The organism is Pinibacter aurantiacus (assembly GCF_019130065.1).
Lineage (GTDB): Bacteria > Bacteroidota > Bacteroidia > Chitinophagales > Chitinophagaceae > Pinibacter > Pinibacter aurantiacus.
The window spans coordinates 435,938-460,095 of the sequence record NZ_JAHSPG010000015.1 but is presented as its reverse complement, the minus strand read 5'-3'; the positions used below and the strand labels follow the sequence as shown (position 1 = coordinate 460,095).

The 24,158-nt window shown below is 42.2% G+C and carries 16 protein-coding genes; 7 read left to right on the top strand and 9 right to left on the bottom strand.

Annotation, left to right across the window (positions count from 1 at the left end; translation table 11 throughout):
* Positions 1-268 precede the first annotated feature (268 nt).
* On the top strand, positions 269-2,485 hold the full coding sequence (locus KTO63_RS20295) for a cation:proton antiporter (protein WP_217793777.1): 2,217 nt from the start codon (positions 269-271) through the stop codon (positions 2,483-2,485).
* Positions 2,486-2,662: 177 nt separating this feature from the next.
* On the opposite strand, the gene KTO63_RS20290 is transcribed toward KTO63_RS20295, so the two are convergent.
* From KTO63_RS20290 to folK, 3 genes are all read right to left on the bottom strand, one after another.
* The gene (locus tag KTO63_RS20290) at positions 2,663-3,910 is read right to left on the bottom strand and encodes an MFS transporter (protein WP_217793775.1); all 1,248 of its coding nucleotides are present in this window, start codon (positions 3,908-3,910) and stop codon (positions 2,663-2,665) included.
* Between the two features lie 347 nt (positions 3,911-4,257).
* A complete protein-coding gene (locus KTO63_RS20285) occupies positions 4,258-4,890 on the bottom strand; it encodes a deoxynucleoside kinase (protein ID WP_217793773.1) in 633 nt (210 codons plus the stop codon).
* A gap of 127 nt (positions 4,891-5,017) precedes the next feature.
* Entirely contained in the window at positions 5,018-5,500 is a 483-nt protein-coding gene (folK, locus tag KTO63_RS20280; RefSeq protein WP_217793771.1) for a 2-amino-4-hydroxy-6-hydroxymethyldihydropteridine diphosphokinase, read from the bottom strand.
* Positions 5,501-5,569: 69 nt separating this feature from the next.
* Here folK and sppA point away from each other — a divergent pair, with 69 nt between their 5' ends.
* From sppA to KTO63_RS20250, 6 genes are all read left to right on the top strand, one after another.
* The gene (gene sppA / locus KTO63_RS20275; protein ID WP_217793769.1) at positions 5,570-7,342 is read left to right on the top strand and encodes a signal peptide peptidase SppA; all 1,773 of its coding nucleotides are present in this window, start codon (positions 5,570-5,572) and stop codon (positions 7,340-7,342) included.
* Between the two features lie 460 nt (positions 7,343-7,802).
* Positions 7,803-8,909 (top strand): ABC transporter permease, encoded by a 1,107-nt coding sequence (locus KTO63_RS20270; protein ID WP_217793766.1) that lies wholly within the window; start codon positions 7,803-7,805, stop codon positions 8,907-8,909.
* A gap of 248 nt (positions 8,910-9,157) precedes the next feature.
* Complete coding sequence (locus KTO63_RS20265) at positions 9,158-10,603, top strand: MBOAT family O-acyltransferase (protein WP_217793764.1); 1,446 nt, start codon at positions 9,158-9,160, stop codon at positions 10,601-10,603.
* An 8-nt stretch (positions 10,604-10,611) separates the two neighbouring features.
* A complete protein-coding gene (locus KTO63_RS20260; RefSeq protein ID WP_217793762.1) occupies positions 10,612-11,535 on the top strand; it encodes a hypothetical protein in 924 nt (307 codons plus the stop codon).
* A gap of 134 nt (positions 11,536-11,669) precedes the next feature.
* Complete coding sequence (locus KTO63_RS20255; RefSeq protein ID WP_217793760.1) at positions 11,670-12,152, top strand: SRPBCC family protein; 483 nt, start codon at positions 11,670-11,672, stop codon at positions 12,150-12,152.
* Positions 12,153-12,454: 302 nt separating this feature from the next.
* Positions 12,455-12,952, top strand: a complete 498-nt coding sequence (locus KTO63_RS20250) for a DUF2911 domain-containing protein (RefSeq protein ID WP_217793758.1) — start codon at positions 12,455-12,457, stop codon at positions 12,950-12,952.
* A gap of 156 nt (positions 12,953-13,108) precedes the next feature.
* Here the strand turns inward: KTO63_RS20250 and bioA are convergent, their stop codons facing one another.
* From bioA to KTO63_RS20220, 6 genes are all read right to left on the bottom strand, one after another.
* Positions 13,109-14,398, bottom strand: a complete 1,290-nt coding sequence (bioA, locus tag KTO63_RS20245; RefSeq protein WP_217793756.1) for an adenosylmethionine--8-amino-7-oxononanoate transaminase — start codon at positions 14,396-14,398, stop codon at positions 13,109-13,111.
* Positions 14,399-14,545: 147 nt separating this feature from the next.
* The gene (locus KTO63_RS20240) at positions 14,546-16,264 is read right to left on the bottom strand and encodes an amino acid permease (protein WP_217793754.1); all 1,719 of its coding nucleotides are present in this window, start codon (positions 16,262-16,264) and stop codon (positions 14,546-14,548) included.
* A 312-nt stretch (positions 16,265-16,576) separates the two neighbouring features.
* Positions 16,577-17,989 carry a TolC family protein gene (locus KTO63_RS20235; RefSeq protein WP_217793752.1) on the bottom strand — a complete coding sequence of 471 codons (1,413 nt, stop codon included), beginning with the start codon at positions 17,987-17,989 and terminating at the stop codon, positions 16,577-16,579.
* A 134-nt stretch (positions 17,990-18,123) separates the two neighbouring features.
* Positions 18,124-18,804: an ABC transporter ATP-binding protein gene (locus KTO63_RS20230; RefSeq protein ID WP_217793749.1), complete on the bottom strand. Its 681-nt coding sequence runs from the start codon at positions 18,802-18,804 to the stop codon at positions 18,124-18,126.
* 328 nt (positions 18,805-19,132) lie between these two features.
* Positions 19,133-21,535: an ABC transporter permease gene (locus KTO63_RS20225; RefSeq protein ID WP_217793747.1), complete on the bottom strand. Its 2,403-nt coding sequence runs from the start codon at positions 21,533-21,535 to the stop codon at positions 19,133-19,135.
* Positions 21,536-21,737: 202 nt separating this feature from the next.
* Positions 21,738-24,143: an ABC transporter permease gene (locus tag KTO63_RS20220; RefSeq protein ID WP_217793745.1), complete on the bottom strand. Its 2,406-nt coding sequence runs from the start codon at positions 24,141-24,143 to the stop codon at positions 21,738-21,740.
* Positions 24,144-24,158 lie beyond the last annotated feature (15 nt).

The window sequence follows — 24,158 nt, the reverse complement described above, 5'->3', positions numbered from 1 at the left end:
AGATAATTAAGCCGTTTGTTTTTTGTTTATGTGGTAAAAATTAAGTTTTATTGCACAAATAGCTTGCCGCACAGAGACCTCGATACGTGAATGGTGAAACGTGAATGGTGGATTAGTTTCGGGTGTATCATTTACGATTCGCGTTTCACCATTCACCGTTCACGATAGACGATTCACGATCGCAATTCCAACCTTATCACAGCGCAATCGTAATCCGACACCTTACTGATATTTTTTACAGACGATTATAATTAAAACTGAATGGCTAATGAATCACTTACCGACACTTATTACGGATTTAGCATTGATACTAGGATCGGCCGGTATTGTTACTTTAATATTCAAGAAATTAAAGCAGCCGGTTGTGCTTGGCTATATTATTGCCGGCTTGCTGGTGGGGCCAAACATGACGCTTTACCCAACAATCGGGGACATTGAAGGTGTAAAATCATGGGGTGAAATTGGAGTTGTTTTTTTGTTGTTCGCACTTGGTCTTGAATTTAGTTTTAAGAAAATTGCAAAGGGTGGTGGCTCGTCTGCGATTGCCGGAATATTCGAAGTTGCCTGCATGACCATATTGGGTTATGCAACCGGAAGATTTCTCGGCTGGTCACAAATAGATTGTATGTTTCTTGGTGGTATCATTGCTATTTCTTCTACCACCATCGTGTTCCGCGCCTTTGATGAGTTAGGTTTAAAGACGAGAAGGTTTGCCGGAGTGGTAATGGGTATCCTCATCATAGAAGATCTTGCAGCGGTGTTATTGCTTGTGTTGTTAACTACATTAAGTGTGAGCCGCGATTTTGAAGGCTCTCAATTATTATTCTCCATAGGTAAATTGTTTTTCTTCCTGTGTCTTTGGTTTTTGGCGGGAATATTTCTGTTACCATCCTTCCTGAAAAGGGTCCGCAATTTAATGAGTGACGAAACGCTGCTGGTAGTATCCTGCGGATTGTGTTTGCTGATGGTTGTCGTTGCGTCCAGTGTGGGGTTTTCTGCAGCACTCGGCGCATTCATCATGGGATCAATATTGGCGGAAACGACAGAAGCGGAACATATAGATAAGTTGGTGAAATCAGTAAAAAATCTTTTTGGCGCGGTGTTCTTTGTGTCTGTGGGCATGTTGATCGATCCTAAGTTGCTTATAGAGTATGCAGGTCCCGTTTTACTTATAACCGCAGTGGTGATTATTGGTAAAACAGTGAATGTGACGGTTGGAGCGCTGTTATCAGGACAACCGCTAAAGCAGTCTGTACAAAGCGGTGTGAGCTTGTCGCAAATAGGGGAGTTCTCCTTTATTATTGCCACACTTGGTTTGGATTTGAAAGTCACAAGCAGTTATTTATATCCAATTGCTGTGGGCGTTTCCGTGATCACAACATTTACCACGCCATACATGATGAAGCTTGCAAACCCGCTGTACAACTGGCTTGTAAAAGTTTTGCCAAACAGGTGGCTCAGGGCAATTGACCGTTACAGCGCGGGTACACAAACAATACAGGCAGAAAGCGATTGGAAAAAAGTATTGAGAGCCTATGGAGGCATCATCATCATAAATGGAGTAATGATAGTGGCCGTTGTGTTGTTAACATCCTATTATGTGGCGCCATTTATAAGCCGTGAAATAAATAACGCAAGGCTTGCTACTGCTATCTCCATCTTTATTGCGTTTGGCATCATGTCGCCTTTTTTGTGGGCATTGATGGTGAAGCAAGTTCGAAGCGAGCACTCAAGATTTCTTTGGTTGGATAATAAATACAACAGAGGCCCATTGCTGATGTTGGAGGCTTCGAGAAATGTAATTGCTGTATTGCTGGTTGGATTTTTGTTCCGCCAATTCTTTTCTTTTTGGCTTTCCATTGGTATAGCAGCAGTCATCATGGCGATCGTGTTGCTAATTTTTTCGAAGAAATTACAATCGTTTTACCAGCGGATAGAGAAACGTTTTATTACCAATCTGAATGATCGCGAGACGATTGAATATGTAGATGGCAAAGAAGATCTTTCACCATGGGATGCTCACCTTGCTTATTTCGATGTGAGCCCGAATCTTGATTTTATAGGCAAGCGCCTGATCGATCTTGGCTGGCGTGAAAAGTATGGCATAAACATCGCTTCTATTGAGCGCGGCAACAATTTTATAAGGACGCCCACCCGCGAAGAAGTTATTTACCCCTACGATAAAATTGCGGTCATCGGCACAGACCAGCAAATGCAGAATTTCAGACCGGTTATAGAAGCTCAGAAGTCTGAGCCACCGACACAAGAAGATGAAATGGTGCTTGATAAAATCATTGTTGACAGCCACAATCACTTAACCGGCAAAACGATCCGCAACTCCGGACTCCGCGAAAAAACAAACGGCCTCGTTGTAGGAATCGAAAGAAACGGCGAACGTATTCTAAACCCACATTCCGACACAGAATTTGCGTGGGATGATATTGTGTGGATAGTGGGGGATAAGAAGAAGATTGAAGAGTTCTGAGAACTCTTCAATTTGAAAATATGCAAATTTGAAAATTTGAAAATGCTGAGGGTGGATCAGTTCTTATTTATTTGTTATCTCTCGAATATTCTGAGAGTGAATTATAAAAGGGAATGTCACACGGAAAGAATTTTCAAATTTTCAAATTCCCACATTGCCGCCTGCGTTTCGCAGCGGCTAGTACTCCATCTTCCGTAAAGACGGCGCCTTGAACCATGTAAAGATCACTACGCCGAGGGTCATGCAGCCACCGAAGATAACCGAAGGAACGACGCCCAATAATTTCGCGGCAACACCACTTTCAAACAATCCCAATTCGTTGCTGGAACTGATGAACATGGAGCTTACGGAAGAAACGCGACCACGTAATTCATCAGGTGTTTTTAATTGAAGAATGGTTCCACGCACCACAACGCTAATGCCATCCAGCGTTCCGCTGACAAGCAAGGCTGCAAACGACAACCAGAATACCTGTGACAAACCGAAGGTGATGATACACAAGCCAAAGCCTGCAACTGCAAACAATAATATTTTTCCTTGTTTACCTCTTAGAGGGAAGATGGTCATGGTAAGGATGCTGGCCACAGAACCGATGTCTGTAGCGGCATTCAGCCATCCAAAGCCAATGGGCCCTACTTTTAAAATGTCTGATGCAAAAACGGGTATCAATGCAACAGCGCCGCCAAATAATACGGCAAACAGGTCAAGCGACATTGCGCCCAACAATTCTTTTGTTTTGAAGACATATCGCAATCCTTCTTTTACACTTTCCCATGTACGTTTGTTTACATCAAGGCTCACGATTGGTTTTCGTTTGATCAATGCCACCGCAGTTGCGGCAATGGCCGCATACAGGCAAACCACTGAAAGCGTTATGGCAGAACCTACGTAGGCAATTAAGAAACCTGCCGAAGCGTGTCCCAGGATGCTCGCAGTGAGGTAGGTGCTTTGTCCCATGGTAATGGCACCTGGCAATTTCTCCCGCGGTACAATCTGCGCCACTATTGCATTGGAGGTAGGCCCTGCAAATGCACGTACAACACCTGTGAAGAAAATAATTACGTAAAATAAGGAGAGAATAATGTTCTTATGAATATGTTGTTCCGAGAAACCTGTGGACAAAAAAACAAGGCAGCAAGCCAACGACAGGTAACTTACAATGCAACGAAGCAGAACCGTTCGCTTATCATTTTTGTCGATATAGTGCCCGGCATAAAGCGCCAGTCCTACCGCCGGTATTACTTCCGACAAACCGATCAGGCCCAATGCAAAAGGACTCTTTGTAAGTTGGTACATGTGCCAGCCAACCACTGTGGTGACCATGCGCAAAGCCATGGTATAAAAGAAACGCTGAACTATATAAAATCTGAACTCTTTAACTGATAATACTTCGAAAGGAGATGGTTTTTGCTGCTGACTTTCCATTGTAGTGTTAGAATATTAAACGACGCGAAATTACGGCAATTTGAAAATTTGCAGATTTGAAAATTTGAAAGTGAAGGGTAACGAACGCAGATTTTCATGATTTTTGATGGCACGCTGATGACACTGATTAGACGAATTTACACAGATTTGTTTGTTGACAATGCTTTTAGCGAGAAGGCCCGCCCGGATGAATCCAGTTCGGACGGGCTTCGACAGGCTCAGCCTGACACCCAGTTCGTGCTGTCAGGCTGAGCCTGTCGAAGCCTCGTTGAACAGAAAAAAATATCAGCCATCATTCTGAATGCTTCACAGAAAGCATTCCTTATTCCTAATTCTTAATTCGCTGCTTATGGCAGCGTCAAATAGTGCTGTCCATCATCATAATCTTTATCCAGCGCATCCAGAATGATATTGAGATGAATGTCATTGCTAAGGAAATCTGCGTTGGACGCGTCGATGAAAAGCGTTTTAATATCGTGTTGCTTGATGTAGTGCGTGTATGTTTCCTGAATATTGAACAAATATTCGTTAGGAATAGCCTGCTCGTAAGGACGGTTACGGCGACGGATATTTTCCTGCAGTTTTTTTACAGGCGCATGAAGGTAGATGAGAAGGTCCGGTTGAATAAGTTGCTGATGTATAATTTCAAACAAACGTTGATAAAGGCGAAACTCATCATCCGGCAGGTTTACTTTTGCGAAAAGCAAACATTTGGTAAACAAATAATCTGAAATGGTAACGTTTTGAAAAAGATCCTTTTGTTGCAACAACTCCTTTAATTGTTTGAATCTTTCAGCCATGAAGAATAACTCCAGCGGAAAAGCATACTGTTGCGGATTTTCATAAAACTTAGGCAGAAACGGATTATCCGCAAACTCCTCCAGGATGAGCCTTGCATTGAAACGTTTTGCCAATAAATGCGCCAGCGTCGTTTTCCCGGCACCAATATTCCCTTCTATTGTAATAAAGTTGTACTTCATGGTAGAGTGAGGTCGAGAATCGTGAAACGTCAATCGTGAATGGGAGTTCGATTGTTAACCATCTATTCACGATTCACCATTCACGTTTCACGATTTCGCGCAAATATATATCCTGCCTCTCAACATGTTATTCATATTTATTCACATCCAGTTTGTCGGCGCATTCCTCCAATAGTTGGTGGATTGTTTTGCGCAAAACGGGATGTATATACGAAGATGCAATTTCGTTCAAGGGTACAAGGGCAAAGCGTCTCACGGGTAGGGCCGGATGCGGAACGGTTATGTGTGACGAGATGTGTATCTCGTTGTTGAACAGTAAAATATCCATATCAATAATGCGCGGGCCATATTTTTCCATTCGTTTTCTCCCCATCTCTTCCTCGCACCAAAGTAAGCGGCTCATGAGTTCGGACGCGCTAAAAGAAGTTTCCAGCTCCAGTGCCTGGTTCAGAAAAGCCGGTTGATCCTCCAAACCCCAGGCCGCCGTTTCATAAACTGAAGAAAAAAGGGTGATTTTTCCGCAGTTTTCCTGGATGATTTTGGCTGCTCTGGCGAGATTTTGCAACCTGTTTCCGACATTGCCGCCTATCAGCAAATATGCCTTATTCATGTATTGAAAATATTGATCGCTTCAAATATCTTTATTTTTGAATAGTTTCACACAAACACCTGAATATTAATGAGACAATTTTTGAAATTTTTTCTTGCCTCCCTGCTGGCCCTGATCGTTTTTGCAGTTGTTGGGGTTTTTATTTTGGCCGGAGTAGTAGGCAGTGTAACTGCAAAAAAAGATGTTCAGGTTGGAGAAAAAGCAGTTTTATTCATTGATCTCAGTAAACCGATCCGTGAACAAAAACAGGAGAATCCAATCGCAGATCTTTCTTCCGAAGAACAATACGATGCACCCGGTTTGTATGACATGATCCGCCTGATCAAGTTTGCGGAAACCGACTCTTCCATAAAAGGCATTTACCTGAAATGTAACGACAATCCCAACGGATTTGCGACAAGCGAAGAAGTTAGAAACGCATTGCTCGAGTTTAAGAAAACCAAGAAATTTATTTATGCCTATGGCGACATGATGAGCCAGAAAGCGTACTACGTGGGCAATGTAGCGGATAAAATTTATTGCAATCCTAAAGGAGGGTTGGAATGGAAGGGTTTTTCCATTCAATACATGTTCTTTAAAAATGCACTGGACAAACTGGAAATCGATCCGCAGATATTTTACGCAGGTAAGTTCAAAAGTGCTACAGAGCCTTTCAGAGCCGATAAAATGACGGATGCCAACCGCCTGCAATCACAGGAACTGTTGAATGATCTTTATGAGCGCTTCCTGCTAAACACTGCAGAACAAAGAAGCGTTGACACGACTTTGTTGCATAAACTCGCAAATGATCTGGCAATTCAGTCTACCAATGACGCAGTAAAATACAAACTCCTTGACGCGGCGAAATATGATGATGAAGTGAAAGCTGAATTAAAAGAAAAGCTTGGCGTAAAGCAGGAAAATAAGATCAATTTTGTGCCGATCGGCAAATACGAAGCAGCTGTAAATTTCAAGGATGGCAAGGGTTCCGACAGAATTGCCTTGATATATGCACAAGGTGACATTGTAGATGGAAAAGGCGGCGAAGGCCAAATTGGTGGTGAGAAGTTTCGCAGCTACCTGCGCAAGGTGCGTTATGACAATACGGTGAAAGCTGTTGTGTTCCGCATCAACTCCGGCGGGGGAAGCGCATTGGCCAGTGAAAATATCTGGCGTGAAATTTCGCTTGTAAGAAAAGTGAAGCCGGTCATCCTAAGCTTTGGAGATTATGCCGCTTCCGGTGGCTATTATCTTTCCTGCGATGCAGATAGCATTTTTGCAGAACCGAATACCATCACAGGTTCTATTGGTGTTTTTAGTATGATGCCTAATCTCTCCGGCTTTTTCAAAAACAAATTGGGTGTGACTTTTGACGGTGTAAAAACCGCGGAGCACGCATCGGTTCCAAGCATTTCACAACCGCTATCAGACATAGAAAGAAGATACATTCAGAACGATGTGGACAGCATTTACTTTACTTTCCTTACACGTGTTTCTGATGGAAGAGGCTTGTCATTTGCTTATACTGACAGCATTGCCCAAGGCCGTGTGTGGACTGGCTCAAAAGGTAAGGCCCTTGGCCTTGTTGACAGACTTGGCAACATACAGGATGCGGTTGATTGCGCTGCGAGAATGGCGAAACTAAAGGAATACCGCGTAAAAGAATATCCGGAGCCAGTAAGCTTCCTTGACAAAATGCTAAGCAGTTTCCAAAAAGTTACCAAAGCCAACACCATAAAAGAGGACGCAATTAAAGAAGAAGTGGGTGAAGAAGGCTATCGAGCATACAATGGCCTCAAAGCTATAAAAGCCATGATGGGCGTGGCGCAGACGAAATTGCCTTTTGAAATGATCGTTGAATAATTTGAAAATTTGAAGATTTGAAAATTTGAAAATGCTTTGAGGTGCGCCTTGAAGCATTTTTTTTGTCTTGTTGTTCGCGAGGTCATTCTTCCTGAGATTGCTTCGCCCTGACTCTAATTATTGGATACGTCGAAGTCATCATTCATTCTTTCTCCGTTAGGGCTCGCAATGACGCGCAACATGCTGGGCTTTCAATAGCTGCTTGTTTGGTGGAAATGCAAAAAAGCGGCAACGTCATTGCGAGGCCCAGCCGAGAATGGTGACGAATAATAAACAGAATGGTCAAAAAGTGTAAACAGCCGAAGCAATCTCGCCAGTTTCGAAATTTGAAAATATGTGAATTTGAAAATTTGAAAATGTCAGGTGTAACATCTAAATTTTGATGGAGCACCTGACATTTTCAAATTAGCACATTTTCAAATTAGCACATTGCCGTACCTTCGCCACTCAACCACACAGAATGCAGCAATCTTACAGCCAGGGCAGGGCAATGCTGGCGATTACTAAAGCAAGTTTAAAGGGAATATTGAGAAGTCCGTCGGCAGTTATTTTCAGTATATTTTTTCCACTCATTTTTATTTTGGTTTTTGGCTTCATCGGAAACAGCACTGGACCGTCGTTTAAAATTGTGCTGGACAAACACAGCGATACAAACAACGTCTTACTCGATTCGATAAAGCTTCATAGCAACATAAAATTTATAACAGATAAAACAGATCAGGAAATTCAATCTGATCTTATCAAAGGAAGAATCACAGGTATTCTTTCAATAGAAAAGGCAAAGGAGCCAAACAGCAATGTTGAGTACCTGGCAAAATTCAAATCAACCACGGCCAGTGCCGACAAGATCGCTGCTTTTTTACCATACCTGGAAAACATTATTTCCAAGATCGATAAGATAAAATTTGCCGAAAGACAATCCGTAGCACACATCGTTCCCGATATCGAAACAGTGCGTGAATACAAAACCATTGATTTTATTTTGCCCGGACAAATGGGTTTCTCATTGTTAAGCGCAGGCGTATTTGGTGTGGCTTTCTTATTTTTCAACCTTCGTCAGCAATTGGTTTTGAAGCGTTTTTTTGCAACGCCTATTAATCGCACTTCGATTATTTTAGGAGAAGGATTAAGTCGCGTAATATTTCAACTCATTACAGCCGTTATCATTATCGCACTTGGCCACTTTGCTTTCAACTTTACGCTGGTGAATGGCTGGGTAACTTTCCTGGAAATAATGGCGTTAAGTTTTCTTGCATTGCTGGTGTTTATGGGTTTTGGATTTATTGTAAGCGGACTGGCCACAAGTGAAAGTGTTATCCCGCCTTTGGCAAACATCGTTACACTGCCGCAATTTTTACTCGCAGGTACTTTCTTTTCTATAGACGCATTTCCGGCATGGTTGCAGCCCCTCTGCCGCATTTTGCCTTTAACGCACTTTAACGACGCCATGCGTAAAATAGCATTTGAAGGCGCTCATTTAACCGACTGCTGGCCTCAGATCGGCATTCTTGCTATTTGGGGTGTTGTAGTGTATGCCGCGGCCGTGAAGACGTTTAAGTGGGAATAAATAATGGCACACGGATGACACGGATTGGACTGATTTACACGATCAATAATTGAATAACTGAGTAACTGAATAACTGAAACGCAAAGTGGAAGTTGAACTCAGCTATTCAGTTACTCAGTTATTCAACTTGTAAAAAAGTCCGTGTAAATCAGTCCAATCCGTGTCATCCGTGTGCCATCTTTTTGCTTTTGAATTTTTACTTCTTACTTTTCCTTCTTACATTTAAGCTGCACGCTTAAACCAGACCAATGCTTTTTAACTCCTTTGCCTTTGCTCTATTTTTACCGGTGGTTTTTTTACTGTATTGGCGCGTAACTAAAACCCTTCAACAACAAAATATTTTACTGCTCATTGCCAGCTATTTCTTCTATGGTTGCTGGGACTGGCGGTTTTTGTTCCTGCTTGCGTTTTCTACGTTCCTCGATTTTTTTACCGGGCTGAAAATTATGAATGCCCCGACGCGGCGTAATAAGCAACTATGGTTGTGGCTGAGTATTACGATCAATTTGGGCTTTCTCGGTTTTTTCAAATACTACAATTTTTTCGTCACCTCGTTTGCGGAAGCCATTTCAAATGTTGGCCTGCATGTAAATCCGTGGACGCTGTCCGTTATTCTACCGGTCGGTATTTCGTTTTATACTTTTCATGGCCTGTCGTACGTATTTGATATTTATCGTGACAGGATCAAGGCTGAACGGAACTTTGTGGAGTATGCATTGTTCGTAAGTTTTTTCCCGCTGCTCGTGGCAGGACCAATCGAAAGAGCGACGCACCTTTTACCGCAGATCAAAGAGTCGCGCAAATTTGATTATTCGAAAATGGTCGATGGTTTACGACAAATATTGTGGGGGCTGTTTAAGAAGATCATCATTGCAGACCAGAGTGCGCAGTATGTTAATTTGATCTTTAGCGATCCATCGTCATTTTCCGGAAGTACATTGGTACTCGGTGTAATTTTCTTCGCATTCCAGATATATGGAGATTTTTCCGGTTACTCCGATATCGCTTTGGGAACGGCAAGGCTCTTTGGCATCGAGCTGTTGCGAAATTTCGCCTATCCCTATTTTTCCAGGGACATTGCCGAATTCTGGCGACGCTGGCACATTTCACTTTCGAGCTGGTTCAGAGATTACTTGTACATACCGCTCGGTGGCAGCAAAGGCGGCACATGGATGAAAGTGAGAAATACTTTTATCATCTTTTTGGTGAGTGGTTTCTGGCATGGCGCCAACTGGACATTCATTGTTTGGGGCGGATTGAATGCTATTTATTTCATGCCGCTTTTACTCACGAATAAAAATCGTGACAACCTGCAAATAGTAGCTGCGGGCAAGACTTTCCCGACTCTCAAAGAGTTGTTTTCGATGCTGCTTACATTTGGCTTAACGTGTTTCGCGTGGATATTTTTCCGGGCAAAAGACATGAGCCATGCGCTGGCTTATATCAAACACATGTTTTCGCGTTCCCTGTTTTCCGCGCCAAATTTCTACAGCATCAACGACGCTAAGAAAACGCTGTTGTTCATTTTGTTTTTCCTGATCGTGGAATGGATGGGAAGAGAGCAACCTTACGCCATTGCAAGGATTGGAGGTGTGAAGAGAAGATACATCCGCTGGTTGTCCTACTACGCAATAATTTGGGTCATCATCAACTATAGCACGAAGGAACAAACATTCATTTACTTTCAATTTTAGCCGCACCAATGAAAAGACTTTTTTATTACCTGGGTTGTTTCTTACTGCCATTTGTCCTGGTCTTTTTGGTGGGCATATTGTTACCACCAACGCCCAGGGCTGCGGATACCTCGCTTTTTACGAGCTTAAAAAAAGATTCGTTGCTAAAAAATGTTCCATCGAGGCGGTTGATACTAGTTGGCGGCTCCAATCTGATGTTCAGTCTGAATAGCCAGATATTGAAAGACTCATTGCACCTAAACCCTGTCAACACGGGCGTTCACGCCTTGTTGACTTTGCACTACATGCTCGACAATACTATTCAGTATGTACAACCCGGCGATGTGGTGGTGCTTATTCCCGAATATGAACATTTCTTTAAGGATTATGATATTGGAACAGACGAACTTTTGCGGACGGTGCTCGATGTTAATAAATCGAAAATAAAATTGCTGAACGTTGCACAAGTCTATCGCTTGCTGCCTTTGGTTCCAAGGTATGCGCTGACGAAATTCAAGCCAACAGAATATTTTGGAACAAACACCAATCCGCCGCAATACCGCAGAAATACAATCAATCAGTTTGGCGATGAAACACTGCACTGGACAATGAAGCGGCCCTATTTTGCCCCGTATAAAATAACTGCTGAGTACAACCCGGTGAACATAGAGATGATCAAAGAATTTCAACGTAAAGTAGAAGAGAAGAAAGCATCTTTTATTGTTTCTTTTCCTGCTTACCAGGATTCTTCGTATGATAATTCTGCTGCAAAACTTGAAATGGTGGAAGCAGCACTGAAACAAAAATTTGTGTTGGCCGGATCTGCGAAACGCTACAGAATGGTTGACTCGCTTATGTTTGACACACCATACCATTTGGTAAAATCCGGTGTTGACAGAAGGACGGAAATGCTGGTGGAGGACTTGAAAAAAGCGCTTAATGCTGAACGCTGAAAGCTTAACGCTGTTCTTATGTGCAAGCTGCCTTGCATGACTGTTTCGGTGGTGCAATCTGCGTTCCGCGTTGGGCGTTTTGCGTTCAGCCTATTAATTATTCTTTATTAATTATTAATTACTTTACTTGCAGCATGAAAATTTTAAAACTCGCCATCATCAGCGCGGTGGTGCTTTTTGGACTGGTATTTATTATTTCCTCGTTCATGCCTTCTACTGTTAAAGTATCAAGAGCGACGGATATAGATGCTCCTTTTGATTCTGTGCGCAAATATCTTTCCGACATCCGCAACTGGGAGAAATGGAATTTGTATGTTGATACATTTACAAACAAACAATATCCTTCGGCAACATCGCTTACGTCTGATCAGGTAAGTATCGACATTGTGTCTACTTCCGATAGTACGATCAAAGCTGAGTGGCACCAAAAAAATACAATATTCACTTCCGGTTATTATTTGGTTGCACATGATAATATGACCACGGTGCAATGGTATTTTGATTTCAAAGTGAAATGGTACCCCTGGGAAAAATTTGCCAGCATGGTGTATGACCAGCAATTGGGCCCTATAATGGAGAAAAGCCTTGCCAGATTTAAAGAGCAGGGTCTAAGATAGAGAAGGAACACAGATTCTCATGATTGTCATGATTTGTTATGATTTTGTAATTTTTTGCCGATAAGAATTACAAATGCTGACGGGTGCGACGCAACTGCAGCTGAATTGGTTCTGATGTTGAAATACAACAAAAAATCTTGACAAACCATGATAATCATGAAAATCAGCCTGCCCGACTAAAGTCATTCAGGCGGGCGTTCTGCCTCTCAAACCATTCATCATATATCCTTCATAATTCATCATTCATTCTCTGGCATAATTTGTGAATTGATCGTACATTGTTTTACATAAAATTTATAATAATGAAACACCTGTTATTCTTACTCATTGCTTCGACTTTCATGCTTCCAGTATTTGCACAGCAAAAGCAAAGAGCTAGTCCTCATGACACTGTAAGTGCAAAAAACATTGAGATCACTTACGGCAGACCATATAAAAAGAACAGAGAGATCTTCGGCAGCCTGGTAAAATATGGCGAGGTATGGAGAACGGGTGCGGATGAAGCAACTCAGATCACTTTCAAAAAAGACGCAACTTTTGGTGGCAAGCCAGTTAAAGCCGGCACTTATACATTGTTCACTATTCCTGCAGAAGGCGAGTGGACAGTTATTTTAAACGGTCAGTTGAAACAGTGGGGTGCTTACGATTACACCAAAAACAAAGACAAAGATGTGCTGCAAGTGAAAGTGCCATCTAAAAAGATCGACAGCGCTGTTGAGCAGCTTACTATAAGAGTAGAAGGAAGTGATATTTTAATCACATGGGATAAAACGCAAGTGACCATTCCGGTGAAAAGTTAGTTAGTGGAGAGTTGAGAATGGAGAGTTGAGAGTTGCTTGAAGTTTGAAAATCATTTTCAACGCGAAAAGATAAAAAGAAGTCGCATCAAATTTGATGCGACTTCTTTTTTATAATGATTGCTATGACATTAAGCATTCACTCTCCATTCTCAACTCTCAACTCTCAATTAATAAAATCCAACCTAACAGCGCCCTGTACACTTTCTGCAATTCCTCCGTGGTGATGCAGTATGGAGACATGATGTAAACAGTGTTGCCAAGTGGTCTTAGGTAAACGCCTTGTTGCATCATCAGCCTGCTGAAGTCTTTGTTCACTGTATTTAAATATTCATCCTTACCAATGCTAATCTCAAAGGCAATGATGGTGCCTGTTTGACGAATGTTTTTTACGACAGGGCTATGCTTTTGGTTAAGCACTTTCAGGAAGTTTGAATGCTGCTCGCAAATATTTTTGATCGAAGCTTTGCATTCTTCTCTTTGCAAAAGATCGAGGCTCGCCAATGCTGCAGAACATGCCAACGGGTTTGCTGTAAAAGAGTGACCGTGAAAGAATGTTTTCAATCTGTCATCAGTAGTAAATGCATCCACAATTTTGTCGTTGCAGGCTGTAATGCCAAGTGCCATTGTTCCGCCCGTCAATCCTTTCGACAGACAAACGATATCGGGCTTTACCTGCATATACTCACTCGCGAAAATTTTACCCGTGCGTCCAAAGCCCGTCATTACTTCATCGGCAATGCAAATGATTTCGTGTTGTTTGGCCGTTTCCAACAATATGTCCATCAATCCGGCATCATACATGCGCATGCCACCGGAACCTTGTATCAATGGTTCGTAAATAAAGCCGGCAATTTCATGACCATTGGCCGCAATGAAAGATGTTAGCTGGTCGATGTTGTCTGCTGTTGGCGTGTCGATGAAAACAACGTCAAACAAATAGTTGTGAAATGCTTTGGTGAAAATGCCTCGTTCGCTCACACTCATAGCGCCGAATGTATCGCCGTGATAAGAATGTTCAAACGCAAGTATTTTCTTTTTTACGGGAGCCTCATTGTTGCTCTTATTCCACCAATATTGAATCGCCATTTTAATGGCAACTTCTGCGGCGGTGGAACCATTATCGGAATAGAATATTTTAGAAAACTTGCCTGGCAAAATGGGTAATAGTCTTTCCGCCAGTTCAACTGCCGGATAATGAGTGAAACCCGCAAAGATCACATGCTCAAGCTGCAGCGCCTGTTTGTAAATTTTTTCAGCAATATATGGATGCGCGTGCCCATGGATATTTACCCACCAGCTACTGATACCATCTATATATTTATTGCCTGATTCATCAATGATATAAACACCTTCGCCCTTCACAATAGGAATCGGCTCTGGCATATTTTTAAGAGGAGAAAAAGGATGCCAGATTACGGACTGGTCGCGTTTCTGTAGTGTCTGCATGCAACAAAGGTACACCGGCTGGCAATTTGAAAATTTGAAGATTTGAAAATTTGAAAATTCTTTCTGTGCAAGATTCCGCAAAAAAAGGAGACATCCTTTTAATGAATGTCTCCTTTTATTTATGAATGTTGAGTTAGCAACCCATTTTCAAATTTTCAAATTTCCTTGCTGCGCAGCAAGCCTGCTCTTCCTATATCCATAAAAGAAATAAATCACCAGCCCTACAGCCATCCACACAAAGAACCAAACCCAGGAAATGGCAGGGATTTCAATAAGCAGATAGGCGCAGGATAAAACACCTAAGATAGGTATCATCGAATAGGAGCGAATGAATGTTAGTGAAGAAAGAATTACACCAATCAACATATACACAAGGAACAACACTTCCTGCAAACTATCCTTACCAAGGTTTTGTGCCGAGGTAACGATTCTGTCTTTCATGAGATAAATGAAAACGATGAACAGAATAGGAACAATGAAACGTCCGTTGATATAAGGCAAACGGAAACCGCCATGTCTGTTTTCATTTTTGGGTAACAACAAAACACCTGCAGAAACCAATACAAACGCAAACAAAGTGCCGATGCTGGTTAGGTCGGTCATCATATCCATTGGCATAAACAGTGTTGGTACGCCTACCACAATACCTGTAATGATCGTTGCATAAGAAGGCGTTTTATATTTTTTATGCACCTCAGAAAATCTTTTTGGCAACAATCCATCGCGGCTCATGCTCATCCAGATGCGCGGTTGTCCCACCTGGAATACAAGCATAACGCTGGTTGTAGCCACCACTGCGCTGATTGAAATAATATAGCTGATCCACTTTTGATCGATCTTATGGAAAACATAAGCCAAAGGATCGGGCACCTTTAATTCTGAATAATTCACCATACCGGTAAGCACCAAAGCGATGAGGATGTATAAAATGGTACAAATTATAAGTGAATAGATCATGCCGCGTGGAAGATCTCTTTGCGGATTGCGGCATTCTTCCGCCGTTGTTGAAATGGCGTCAAAGCCAATATAGGCGTAGAATACAGCAGATACACCCGCCAGCACGCCACCAAATCCGTTTGGTAGGAATGGATGCCAGTTAGCAGGTTTTACATAAAAGAAACCGAGGATGATCACAAAAATGATCACCAATATTTTAAAGATCACCATGAAGTTGGTCGTCTTCTTGCTTTCTTTAATGCCAATGTAGGCAAGGGTTGTAATCAGTACAACAATAATGAAAGCCGGCAAATTGATGAAGAAATGTTTGCCCGCAACAATAGGGGCGCTGTTCCATGTGCTAATGTAACCCTGGAACATTTGTCTTGCATCATCTGTCAAAGTCTTGCCGGAAGCGAGTTCTGCAGTTGCGTTGGTGAAATTTTTAAAAGCCGTGGAAGGGTCGTTCAAGAGCCAGCCGGGCAGGTGAACGCCTAAGCCCATCAAAAGATTATTAAAGTAACCACTCCATGAAATGGCCACCACAATGTTTCCGATGGCATATTCCAGGATCAAGGCCCAGCCAATGATCCACGCGATCAATTCACCGAATGATACGTATGCATATGTGTAAGCACTCCCTGCGATAGGCACACGACTCGCAAATTCAGCATAGCAAAGTGCCGAAAATCCGCAGGTAACAGCTGTAATTATGAATAGGAGAGAAATGCCCGGGCCACCATTAAATGCTGCGGTGCCGATGGTAGAAAAGATGCCCGCACCTACCACGGCGGCAATGCCCATAAATGTTAAATCCCTTACAGTGAGAATCTTATGCAAACCTCCGGCGTCGTGACCATCGCCAAAACCTTGTTCGGCATCCTTGACAATTTTAGCTATCGATTTCTTACGGAACAAAGAGTTGGACATGCAGTATGTTTAATTTGGCGGTCAAATTATGGAAAAAAAGCGAAAAAGACGCGGATGGGGGAAACGCGTATCGGGATGCGTGGCACAAATGCCCATCCTTGGTCACGAATCTCGGTAGAGACGCATGATAATGCGTCTCCGTAACACCTGAAATGTGTAGCCCAAAAGGCGGGGATGTTGTTTTAACGTATCATGTTTTGGGTGCTACGGAGACGCGTTCAACGCGTCTCTACGGGCAGACGAATTATCATGCGCTTTTTCAGAGACGCATTATCATGCGGTTTTTTTGAGACGCATTATCATGCGTCTCTACTAGTACAACTGCTTGCCCTGGTAATAGTCCAGCACCTTTGTTCTGAAAATGTATTCGTACTTCGCAGTAGTCAAATTAATATTTGCCCTGTCGATATTATTTTTTGCAGTGAGGTAGTCAACAGAAGTGCCAACGCCTGCATTAAAGCGTACTTCCGCTGCTCCGAATGATTCTTTAAACGCAGCTACCTGTTTGGTAGAAATGCCATAGCGATCATAAGCGGAAGTCATGTTCAGGTGTGCTTGATCAACCGCCTGGCGCAAAAGCAAGAGCGTATTTTGTTCCTGCAAGCCGGCATTCTTTTCCTGGATCTTTGCAAGCTTTACTTTGTTGCGAACGGAAAGATTATTGAAGATGGGAATATTCAAACCCAGTGTAAAAGTGCTACCGTAGTTATTCTTCAACTGATCAAAGTATTTATAGTCCTCATACTGCTGCTGCGGTGAATATACGTTGGACTTTCCACCGTTTACCATCACATAATTAGGAGTAGAAACATCTACCACATTACCTGCAATTGGTTTATAAAAAATGCTGGAGAAATTCGTTGCATACAAGCCACTCAGCGACAGCTGCGGATACAAATAACCCTGTGCAACTTTCACCGCTTTATTATAACTCTGTGTGCGCAGGTTGGCAGCCTTCACCATCGGTAAATTGTCCTCAGCTGTTTCATAAACCTGTTGCGCAGTAAAATCATATTTTGCGGGAATGGTTTCTGTTCCGCTGCGTTCGAGCTCGAGCTTTGAATTGTAGGGCACATTCATCAGCTGACACAAATTGAGCTTGGCAGTTTCCACAGCTGTCTTTGCGTTTACAATCGTGAGCTCATCATTCGCGAGCTGTCCTTTCAAATCTGTAAGCAGGGAAGGAGCGATGGCGCCGTCACTGTTTAAGATTTCCAACCGATCAACCTGGCTCTTTGTAAGCGATGCCTGGTTCTGTGCAATCACGTACAAGTCCTCATTCGCAAGCACTTGCAGGTAAGACGTAACAACACTTAGCGCCGTATTATCTTTCTTTTGTTGCCAATCTTTTTTACTCGCATCAAAGAGCAAATTGTTTTGTTTAATAGAATTCAACAACGATAAACCATTGAACAAAATCAAATTGCCATTCAGGCTATAGTTTGCCGAAGTGAATTGCTGGTCGATGTAACTGTTTGTGCCGGGATCAATACTGCGTCCCTTGTTGTTGCTATGACCAACATAACCGGAAATAGAGGGCAGCAGATTCATTTTCGCCTGTTGATGATAAACATCCGCAGTTTGCACATCCAGTTCAGACTGTTGAATCTCTATGTTGTTCTTAATTGCGGTTTCTATGCATTGCTGCAGCGTCATTACCTGTGCGTGTGTTGTAAACGATCCGATTACCAAAGCCAGTCCGCAAATAATTTTTTTGTATTCCATTACTCGTTGTTCTTTTGAAAAAGGAAAAATAGTTGTTAGTTGACGGTTGTTAGTTGTTAGGATTCGGTAGCGACTATTCGAAAATAAACGCTAACAATTAATAACTAGCAACGAACAACTTAATATGAATGTGGCTAGTGTACACTTGCCGGTTGAACTTCTATTCTTCCATCCAGCAGATTAATGATCCTGCTTCCGTAAGCAGCATTTTTTTCTGAATGTGTAACCTGTATAATGGTAACACCCTCTTTATTAAGTTCTGTGAAGAGTTCCATGATTTCTTCACCTTGTTTAGAGTTTAGGTTGCCGGTAGGCTCATCAGCTAAAATCAATTGTGGATTGCTGATCAGCGCTCTTGCAATACCCACAAGTTGCTGCTGGCCTCCTGATAATTGTGTAGGAAAAAGATCCTTTTTACCAACAATATTAAAGCGGTCAAGGATATCCGAAACCAGCGCCTTTCTTTCAGAGGTTTTTATGTCCTGGTAAATAAGCGGCGTTTCAATGTTTTCATATACAGTCAGCTCGTCAATTAAGTGATACGCCTGAAACACAAAGCCGATGTGCTTTTTGTACAGGGCTGAACGTTGTTTTTCTTTCAGTGAGTTCATCGGTTGATCCATGAAAATATAATCGCCTTCAGATGGTTCGTCCAGCATACCGATCACATTCAGCAGCGTTGATTTACCTGAACCCGACGGTCCCATAATAGAAACGAACTCACCCGTATTGATCTGCAAATCGATATCTTTTAAAACAAAGGCCCTTGTTCCGCCGATGTTGTACCACTTGGAAATATGTCGCAGTGTAATCATGGTTCTTTAGTTGAAAGTTGAGAATTGAGAGTTGAGAGTGATGTCCGAAATCTATTATCGCTCACCATAAACAGCTCCATGCCAGTTTAACCAAATATACCGCCAAACGTGTTTGTGATTGAAAAACAAATAGTTATGGAGAGTAGGCTTTGTGCCCTTGTTCGTTTTTGATACAATTGATGTTCGCTTTTTAGTTGAGAATTGAGAGTGGAGAATGGAGAGTTAAGTTGATGGCTAGGCATATTTGCTCAACACAAGAATTCCATTTGTGCCGGAAATTTTCATTGTAAAGAACTCTCAACTCTCAATTCTCCACTCTCCACTATTTTCACTCGCTTCTTAGCGTTCTCACCGGATTTACATTCGCGGCTCTTAACGATTGGATGCAAACGATGCCCCACGCGATTAAAAGCACGATAAGACCGGGCAATACAAACATCCACCAATGGAGACTGATGCGGTATGAAAACAGGCTGAGCCATTGGTTATTGATGTAGTACAAAATAGGAGAGGCAATGATAAAACCAATGATCGTAAGCTTTATATAGTCTTTCGATAACAGTAGTAAAATAGATGAAACCGATGCGCCCACAACTTTGCGAATGCCGATCTCTTTTGTACGTAACTGGACGTTTAATGAGGCAAGACCAAACAAACCAAGACTCGCAACAACGATCGACATTATGCTGAACAACGCGAGCAGCTTGCCAAATATCACATCGCTCTCATATTGCTTTGCAAAAAAGTTATCCATGAAATAGTAAACAAACGGATCGTTAGGAAAATGCTTTTTGTAAGCGTCCTGCAAGAAGCTTAGAGCATCTCCGCGCGATGCGGTTTTTGTGCGAAAGGTATAATAGCCGAATTCAAAAGGATGCTCGAATTTGAAAATAACAGGCTCCACTTTTTTGCGCAAAGACTCCTGGTGGTAATCCTGAATTACGCCAACAATTTGTAATGGTTTATCTTTTCCTGATAACAACTGCGCATTGATGGCTTGTTGTGGAGAAGTAAAGCCCAAAGCCTTAGCAGCGGATTCATTTACAATACAACCGTTGCCTTTATCACGCTCCCCGATATTTCTCCCGGCCAACAACTGCAAACCAAAAGTGCCAATATAACCGTCGTCAATTTGTGAAACCCAGTAGGACTGTTTTTTTTCATTATTGCCACCGACGAGTCTTACACCTTCATCATGAAAGCGGAGTTCCTGTCCGGGAATATTCATTGACGCGGTTCCGGAGCTAAATGCGCTGTTCGACAATACCTCGTTACGGAAAGCAACAAAATGCTGGTAGCGTACACTATCCATATTGCGTGAAGCCGGGCCGCGCAGGCTAATGGTTTGATCGGTATTAAAGCCTACATCAAAATGCCGCATGTAATTGATTTGTTTGAAAGCAATGATGGTATAACCGATCGTAAAAACGGATAAACACAACTGAAACGTTACTAAGCCTTTTTGCAAAATATTTTTATTGCTGCCATTGTTATACTGACGTTTGAGAATAAAAGCAGGTTTGTATTTCGCAATCACCCGCGCCGGATAGATAGCGATCAACGCGGTGCAAAGCATGATGACAGGAATGCACATTAACAACGTCAGAACAAACGAGCTGGTCGATGCAAAGTTGGTTGCGATGTAATGTGACAGAAAGCTTTGCAACATGAAATAAATGGTGAAGCCAATAATGGAAGTGATGATGCTTATCAAAAAAGCTTCCGTCATGAACTGCTGCGTGATGTGGGAAAGTCCCGCGCCATATACCTTACGCACTACAATCTCATCTGCTCGCTGGAATGATTGCGCCAGCGAGAGATTGATATAATTAACCCACGCCGCAATCAAAATGAAAATAGCAACCGACAACAATGCATACAACAATGTTTTGTTTCTCACCGGTTCAATGTCGCCGGTAAGACCGGTTGCAAAATGAACATCCGTTATCGGGCGCATAGAGTAAGAACCTGTCAAATGTCTCGTGCGTAAGCTGCTGATATTATCGCTTGCAATTTTTTCCAGTTTACTGTTTACTGCATTGATATTGCTTTGAGGATAAAGCGAAACAAAAGTAAAGGCCCATGCACCGCCAAAATCGCCGTAGCCATTCCAATTCAACATTTTGTCCAAAGTGGTGAAGGAAATCAAAAACTTGTGCTGAAGCGAGGCATTAGATGGAATGTCTTCATAAACAGCAGAGACATTTAAAGGAACGTGCTCATTAAAGTAAACTGTTTTGCCAATGGGATCTTCAGTGCCAAAAAATGAATTGGCAACAGATTTAGAAATGGCTACCGAGAACGGTGCCACCAACGCCTTATCTCTGTTTCCCCTTATCAATGGCAAATCAAAAACGTTCAGGAATGAACTGTCTACCCACAAACAATTCAAGTGTTCCTTCGCCCTGTCATTGAACAACAGACATTCTTCATAGTAGGCCTTGGTGATGTATTGTATTTCCGAAACCTGCTTGCCTGCAACGGTGCTCAACGCGGTGTGCGTGCGGGAAGTTTTAAGAATGTAGTCATTGTTCTGTTTCTCCGCATAATCGATGCGATAAACATTTTTGTGATTGGGGAAATAGGCATCGTAGCTAAATTCATACTGCACATAACTTACCAGAATAAGAAAGGTGGCAATACCCAATGAAAGCCCGGTGATGTTGATGCCGGAGAAAACTTTTTGTCTTTTTAAATTTCTAAAGGCGGTTACAAGATAGTGTTTCCACATGGTTGCTAATGGTGTTGTTGGGTTAAATGTGTAGTTCGTCAGGAATTAATAATTAATAATTAAGAATTAATAGGTGTTGCATGCAAAGTGCTGTTCGGGCATTGTTTGTTGAGTTATTTGTTTATCAATTATACTGTTGGTTTTGATCATGAATGTTGTATACAAAGAATTATTAATTATTAATTACTAATTATTAATTGGTTTACTCTGTTCTTAAATTCTTCACCGGGTTCGCCACCGCGGCTTTAATCGTTTGTACAACGATCACGGCTATTGTTATGAAACCTAGTATCACAATGGCAAAAATAAACGGATGAGAAGTAAGGACGATTCTGTATGCATAGTCGTTTAGCCAGCGTCGCAGAACAATGAAAGCCAGCGGACAAGCAATGACGCCTCCAATGAACAGCACCGGCAGGAAGTCTTTCATAAATAAACCGATGATGTTGAATACCGGCGCGCCCAGTATCTTACGAATGCCAATTTCCTTTGTTCGCTTTTGAATGCTGAGTGATGTTAATCCAATTATACCCAGCAATACAATGATCAGTGCTAAAACAGAAGCTGCGTACGCGGCCCGTTTCAATTGTAGTTCTGTGGTGTATACTTTCTTTAACTCGTCATCCATAAAAGAATATTCAAATGCAGAACCGGGTAAAAGCTGCGACCATTTCGTTTGCAATGCTTCAATGCTCGATGCAACATTTCCGGGTTTCAGTTTGAAAGAAAGATAGCGGTATCGTTGTATGAAGTTTACATTCATGAAAATGGAAGGACTGATCGCTTTTTGCATTGACCCCGCATGGAAATCTTTTGTTACACCTGCTACGTTAAAAATAACAGGAATGCCCACGACAGACAATGACTGGCCCACTGCATCTTGGGCGCTTTTGTAACCGAGGGCCTTAGCTGCTGTTTCATTAATCACCACCTTTGAAGAATCATATGCACCGCGGGGATGTTTGTAGAAATTTCCTGCAGACATCGCAATGTTGTAGGTTGAAGTATAGTGATCATCAGTGACCAACAATTGCGCGGCCACGCTTTGTGTAGAATCTGTGGAGGTTTTGAAGATTGCCGCGGCGCCAATGTTTGCGCCATTAGGGATTTCGTATGACAAAGCAACATCGGCCACTTGCGGCATTCTGCTGAATTCGTTACGTGTGGCTTCCATGTGATTAACGCCTTTCTCCGTCCAGTCCCTCGGAAGCTGAGCGGTTACGATGTAGTCTTTGTCGAACCCAATGCTTTTGCTGAAGAAGAAATTGATCTGTTGCGAGACAACCAGCGCCGCAATAAAAACGATGCTGGCAATGCAAAACTGAAATGCTACAAGCGATTTGCGCAACCAGATATTTTCTTTCGTTTGCAGTTTGCCTTTTAAAGACTCTACAGATTTTAAAGAAGACAAAACAAGTGCAGGATAAATGCCGGACAGCAATCCAATAACGACGATAATTGCAAGCGGTATAAATACAAAGGCCACAGGGAAATCAAAAAGAGAAAGCACAGGCCGGTTGAGTAATGTGGCGAAATAATTTTTTGAAAGCTGGTACATGAAAAGCGAAATGATTGTCGAGGCGCCTACCAGCACGATTGACTCAATAAGAAACTGCAATATCAATGACTTTCGCATGCCACCCATTACTTTGCGAATACCAATCTCTCTCATGCGCGAAGAAGAACGGCTCACGGAAATGTTCACAAAGTTGATAATGGCCATAAGTAGAATAAAGAATGCAATGAAGGATAACGTGTAAAGCATTCGTTTTACCAAACCGTTTGATGCGGTGAGATAATAATCTTTCAGCGACTCCAATGTTGGCTTCATGTTTTCGGGAACCATTGGCGGCGCATTCATTTTCATTAAATGGGCAATTGGCTTTTCAAGCATTTTTGGCGAAACGCCGTCTTGCAATTCAATGAAGTTTACGATATAGAAATTTTGCCAGGTGGTCATGTCGCGACCGAAGAACGCCGTGCTCGCTTCCGGCAAATAAAATTGATTGTTGTTATCCGCCGTAAGTTTCGTTACGCTATTTCTTTCAGGCGTCTTCATTACACCTGAAATGGTAAAATCATGTTTGGAACCTGAGAAACTTTCTATGGTGAGTGTTTGACCAACTACGTCCGTTTTGTTGAAATACTTGATCGCTTTTTCTTCCGTGATCACTACAGAAAATGGATCGCTGAAAGCATTGCGTGGGTCACCATACAATAATTGAAAACCAAACATGCTAAGCAATGTCGAATCTCCAATCTGCATACTCTCTCTAAACATTTTATCGCCCTTAGAAACATTAGAAGTGATGCCATCGAAGCGATAATAATTTTTAACCAGTGTCGGATAATTTTCTTTCAACGCCTTTGCAAGTGGTGCTTCAGTTGCCAGTTCAAACCCCATATCAGGACTCTTCCATTTGCTTAGAATGATATACTGGTTCTTGTAGTTGCTAAGGTTTCGGTTTACCTGCAGCTCACTCCACACACAGCCTGCAATGACAAACGTAAACGCAATACCCGTTGCCAAACCCAGCATATTCACGATGGAATAGAAAGGGTTTTTCAGGATGGTGCGGAAGGCGATTTTTATGTAGTTTTTAATCATGACATTCTTGATTAA

Excerpts from the sequence above, each read along its gene's own strand:
- KTO63_RS20265 (WP_217793764.1), top strand. The coding sequence starts at position 9,158 with ATGCTTTTTAACTCCTTTGCCTTTGCTCTATTTTTACCGGTGGTTTTT.
- KTO63_RS20285 (WP_217793773.1), bottom strand. The coding sequence starts at position 4,890 with ATGAAGTACAACTTTATTACAATAGAAGGGAATATTGGTGCCGGGAAA.
- KTO63_RS20230 (WP_217793749.1), bottom strand. The coding sequence starts at position 18,804 with ATGATTACACTGCGACATATTTCCAAGTGGTACAACATCGGCGGAACA.
- KTO63_RS20255 (WP_217793760.1), top strand. The coding sequence starts at position 11,670 with ATGAAAATTTTAAAACTCGCCATCATCAGCGCGGTGGTGCTTTTTGGA.
- folK (WP_217793771.1), bottom strand. The coding sequence starts at position 5,500 with ATGAATAAGGCATATTTGCTGATAGGCGGCAATGTCGGAAACAGGTTG.
- KTO63_RS20235 (WP_217793752.1), bottom strand. The coding sequence starts at position 17,989 with ATGGAATACAAAAAAATTATTTGCGGACTGGCTTTGGTAATCGGATCG.
- KTO63_RS20295 (WP_217793777.1), top strand. The coding sequence starts at position 269 with ATGAATCACTTACCGACACTTATTACGGATTTAGCATTGATACTAGGA.
- bioA (WP_217793756.1), bottom strand. The coding sequence starts at position 14,398 with ATGCAGACACTACAGAAACGCGACCAGTCCGTAATCTGGCATCCTTTT.
- KTO63_RS20225 (WP_217793747.1), bottom strand. The coding sequence starts at position 21,535 with ATGTGGAAACACTATCTTGTAACCGCCTTTAGAAATTTAAAAAGACAA.
- KTO63_RS20290 (WP_217793775.1), bottom strand. The coding sequence starts at position 3,910 with ATGGAAAGTCAGCAGCAAAAACCATCTCCTTTCGAAGTATTATCAGTT.
- KTO63_RS20240 (WP_217793754.1), bottom strand. The coding sequence starts at position 16,264 with ATGTCCAACTCTTTGTTCCGTAAGAAATCGATAGCTAAAATTGTCAAG.
- KTO63_RS20250 (WP_217793758.1), top strand. The coding sequence starts at position 12,455 with ATGAAACACCTGTTATTCTTACTCATTGCTTCGACTTTCATGCTTCCA.
- KTO63_RS20220 (WP_217793745.1), bottom strand. The coding sequence starts at position 24,143 with ATGATTAAAAACTACATAAAAATCGCCTTCCGCACCATCCTGAAAAAC.
- sppA (WP_217793769.1), top strand. The coding sequence starts at position 5,570 with ATGAGACAATTTTTGAAATTTTTTCTTGCCTCCCTGCTGGCCCTGATC.
- KTO63_RS20260 (WP_217793762.1), top strand. The coding sequence starts at position 10,612 with ATGAAAAGACTTTTTTATTACCTGGGTTGTTTCTTACTGCCATTTGTC.
- KTO63_RS20270 (WP_217793766.1), top strand. The coding sequence starts at position 7,803 with ATGCAGCAATCTTACAGCCAGGGCAGGGCAATGCTGGCGATTACTAAA.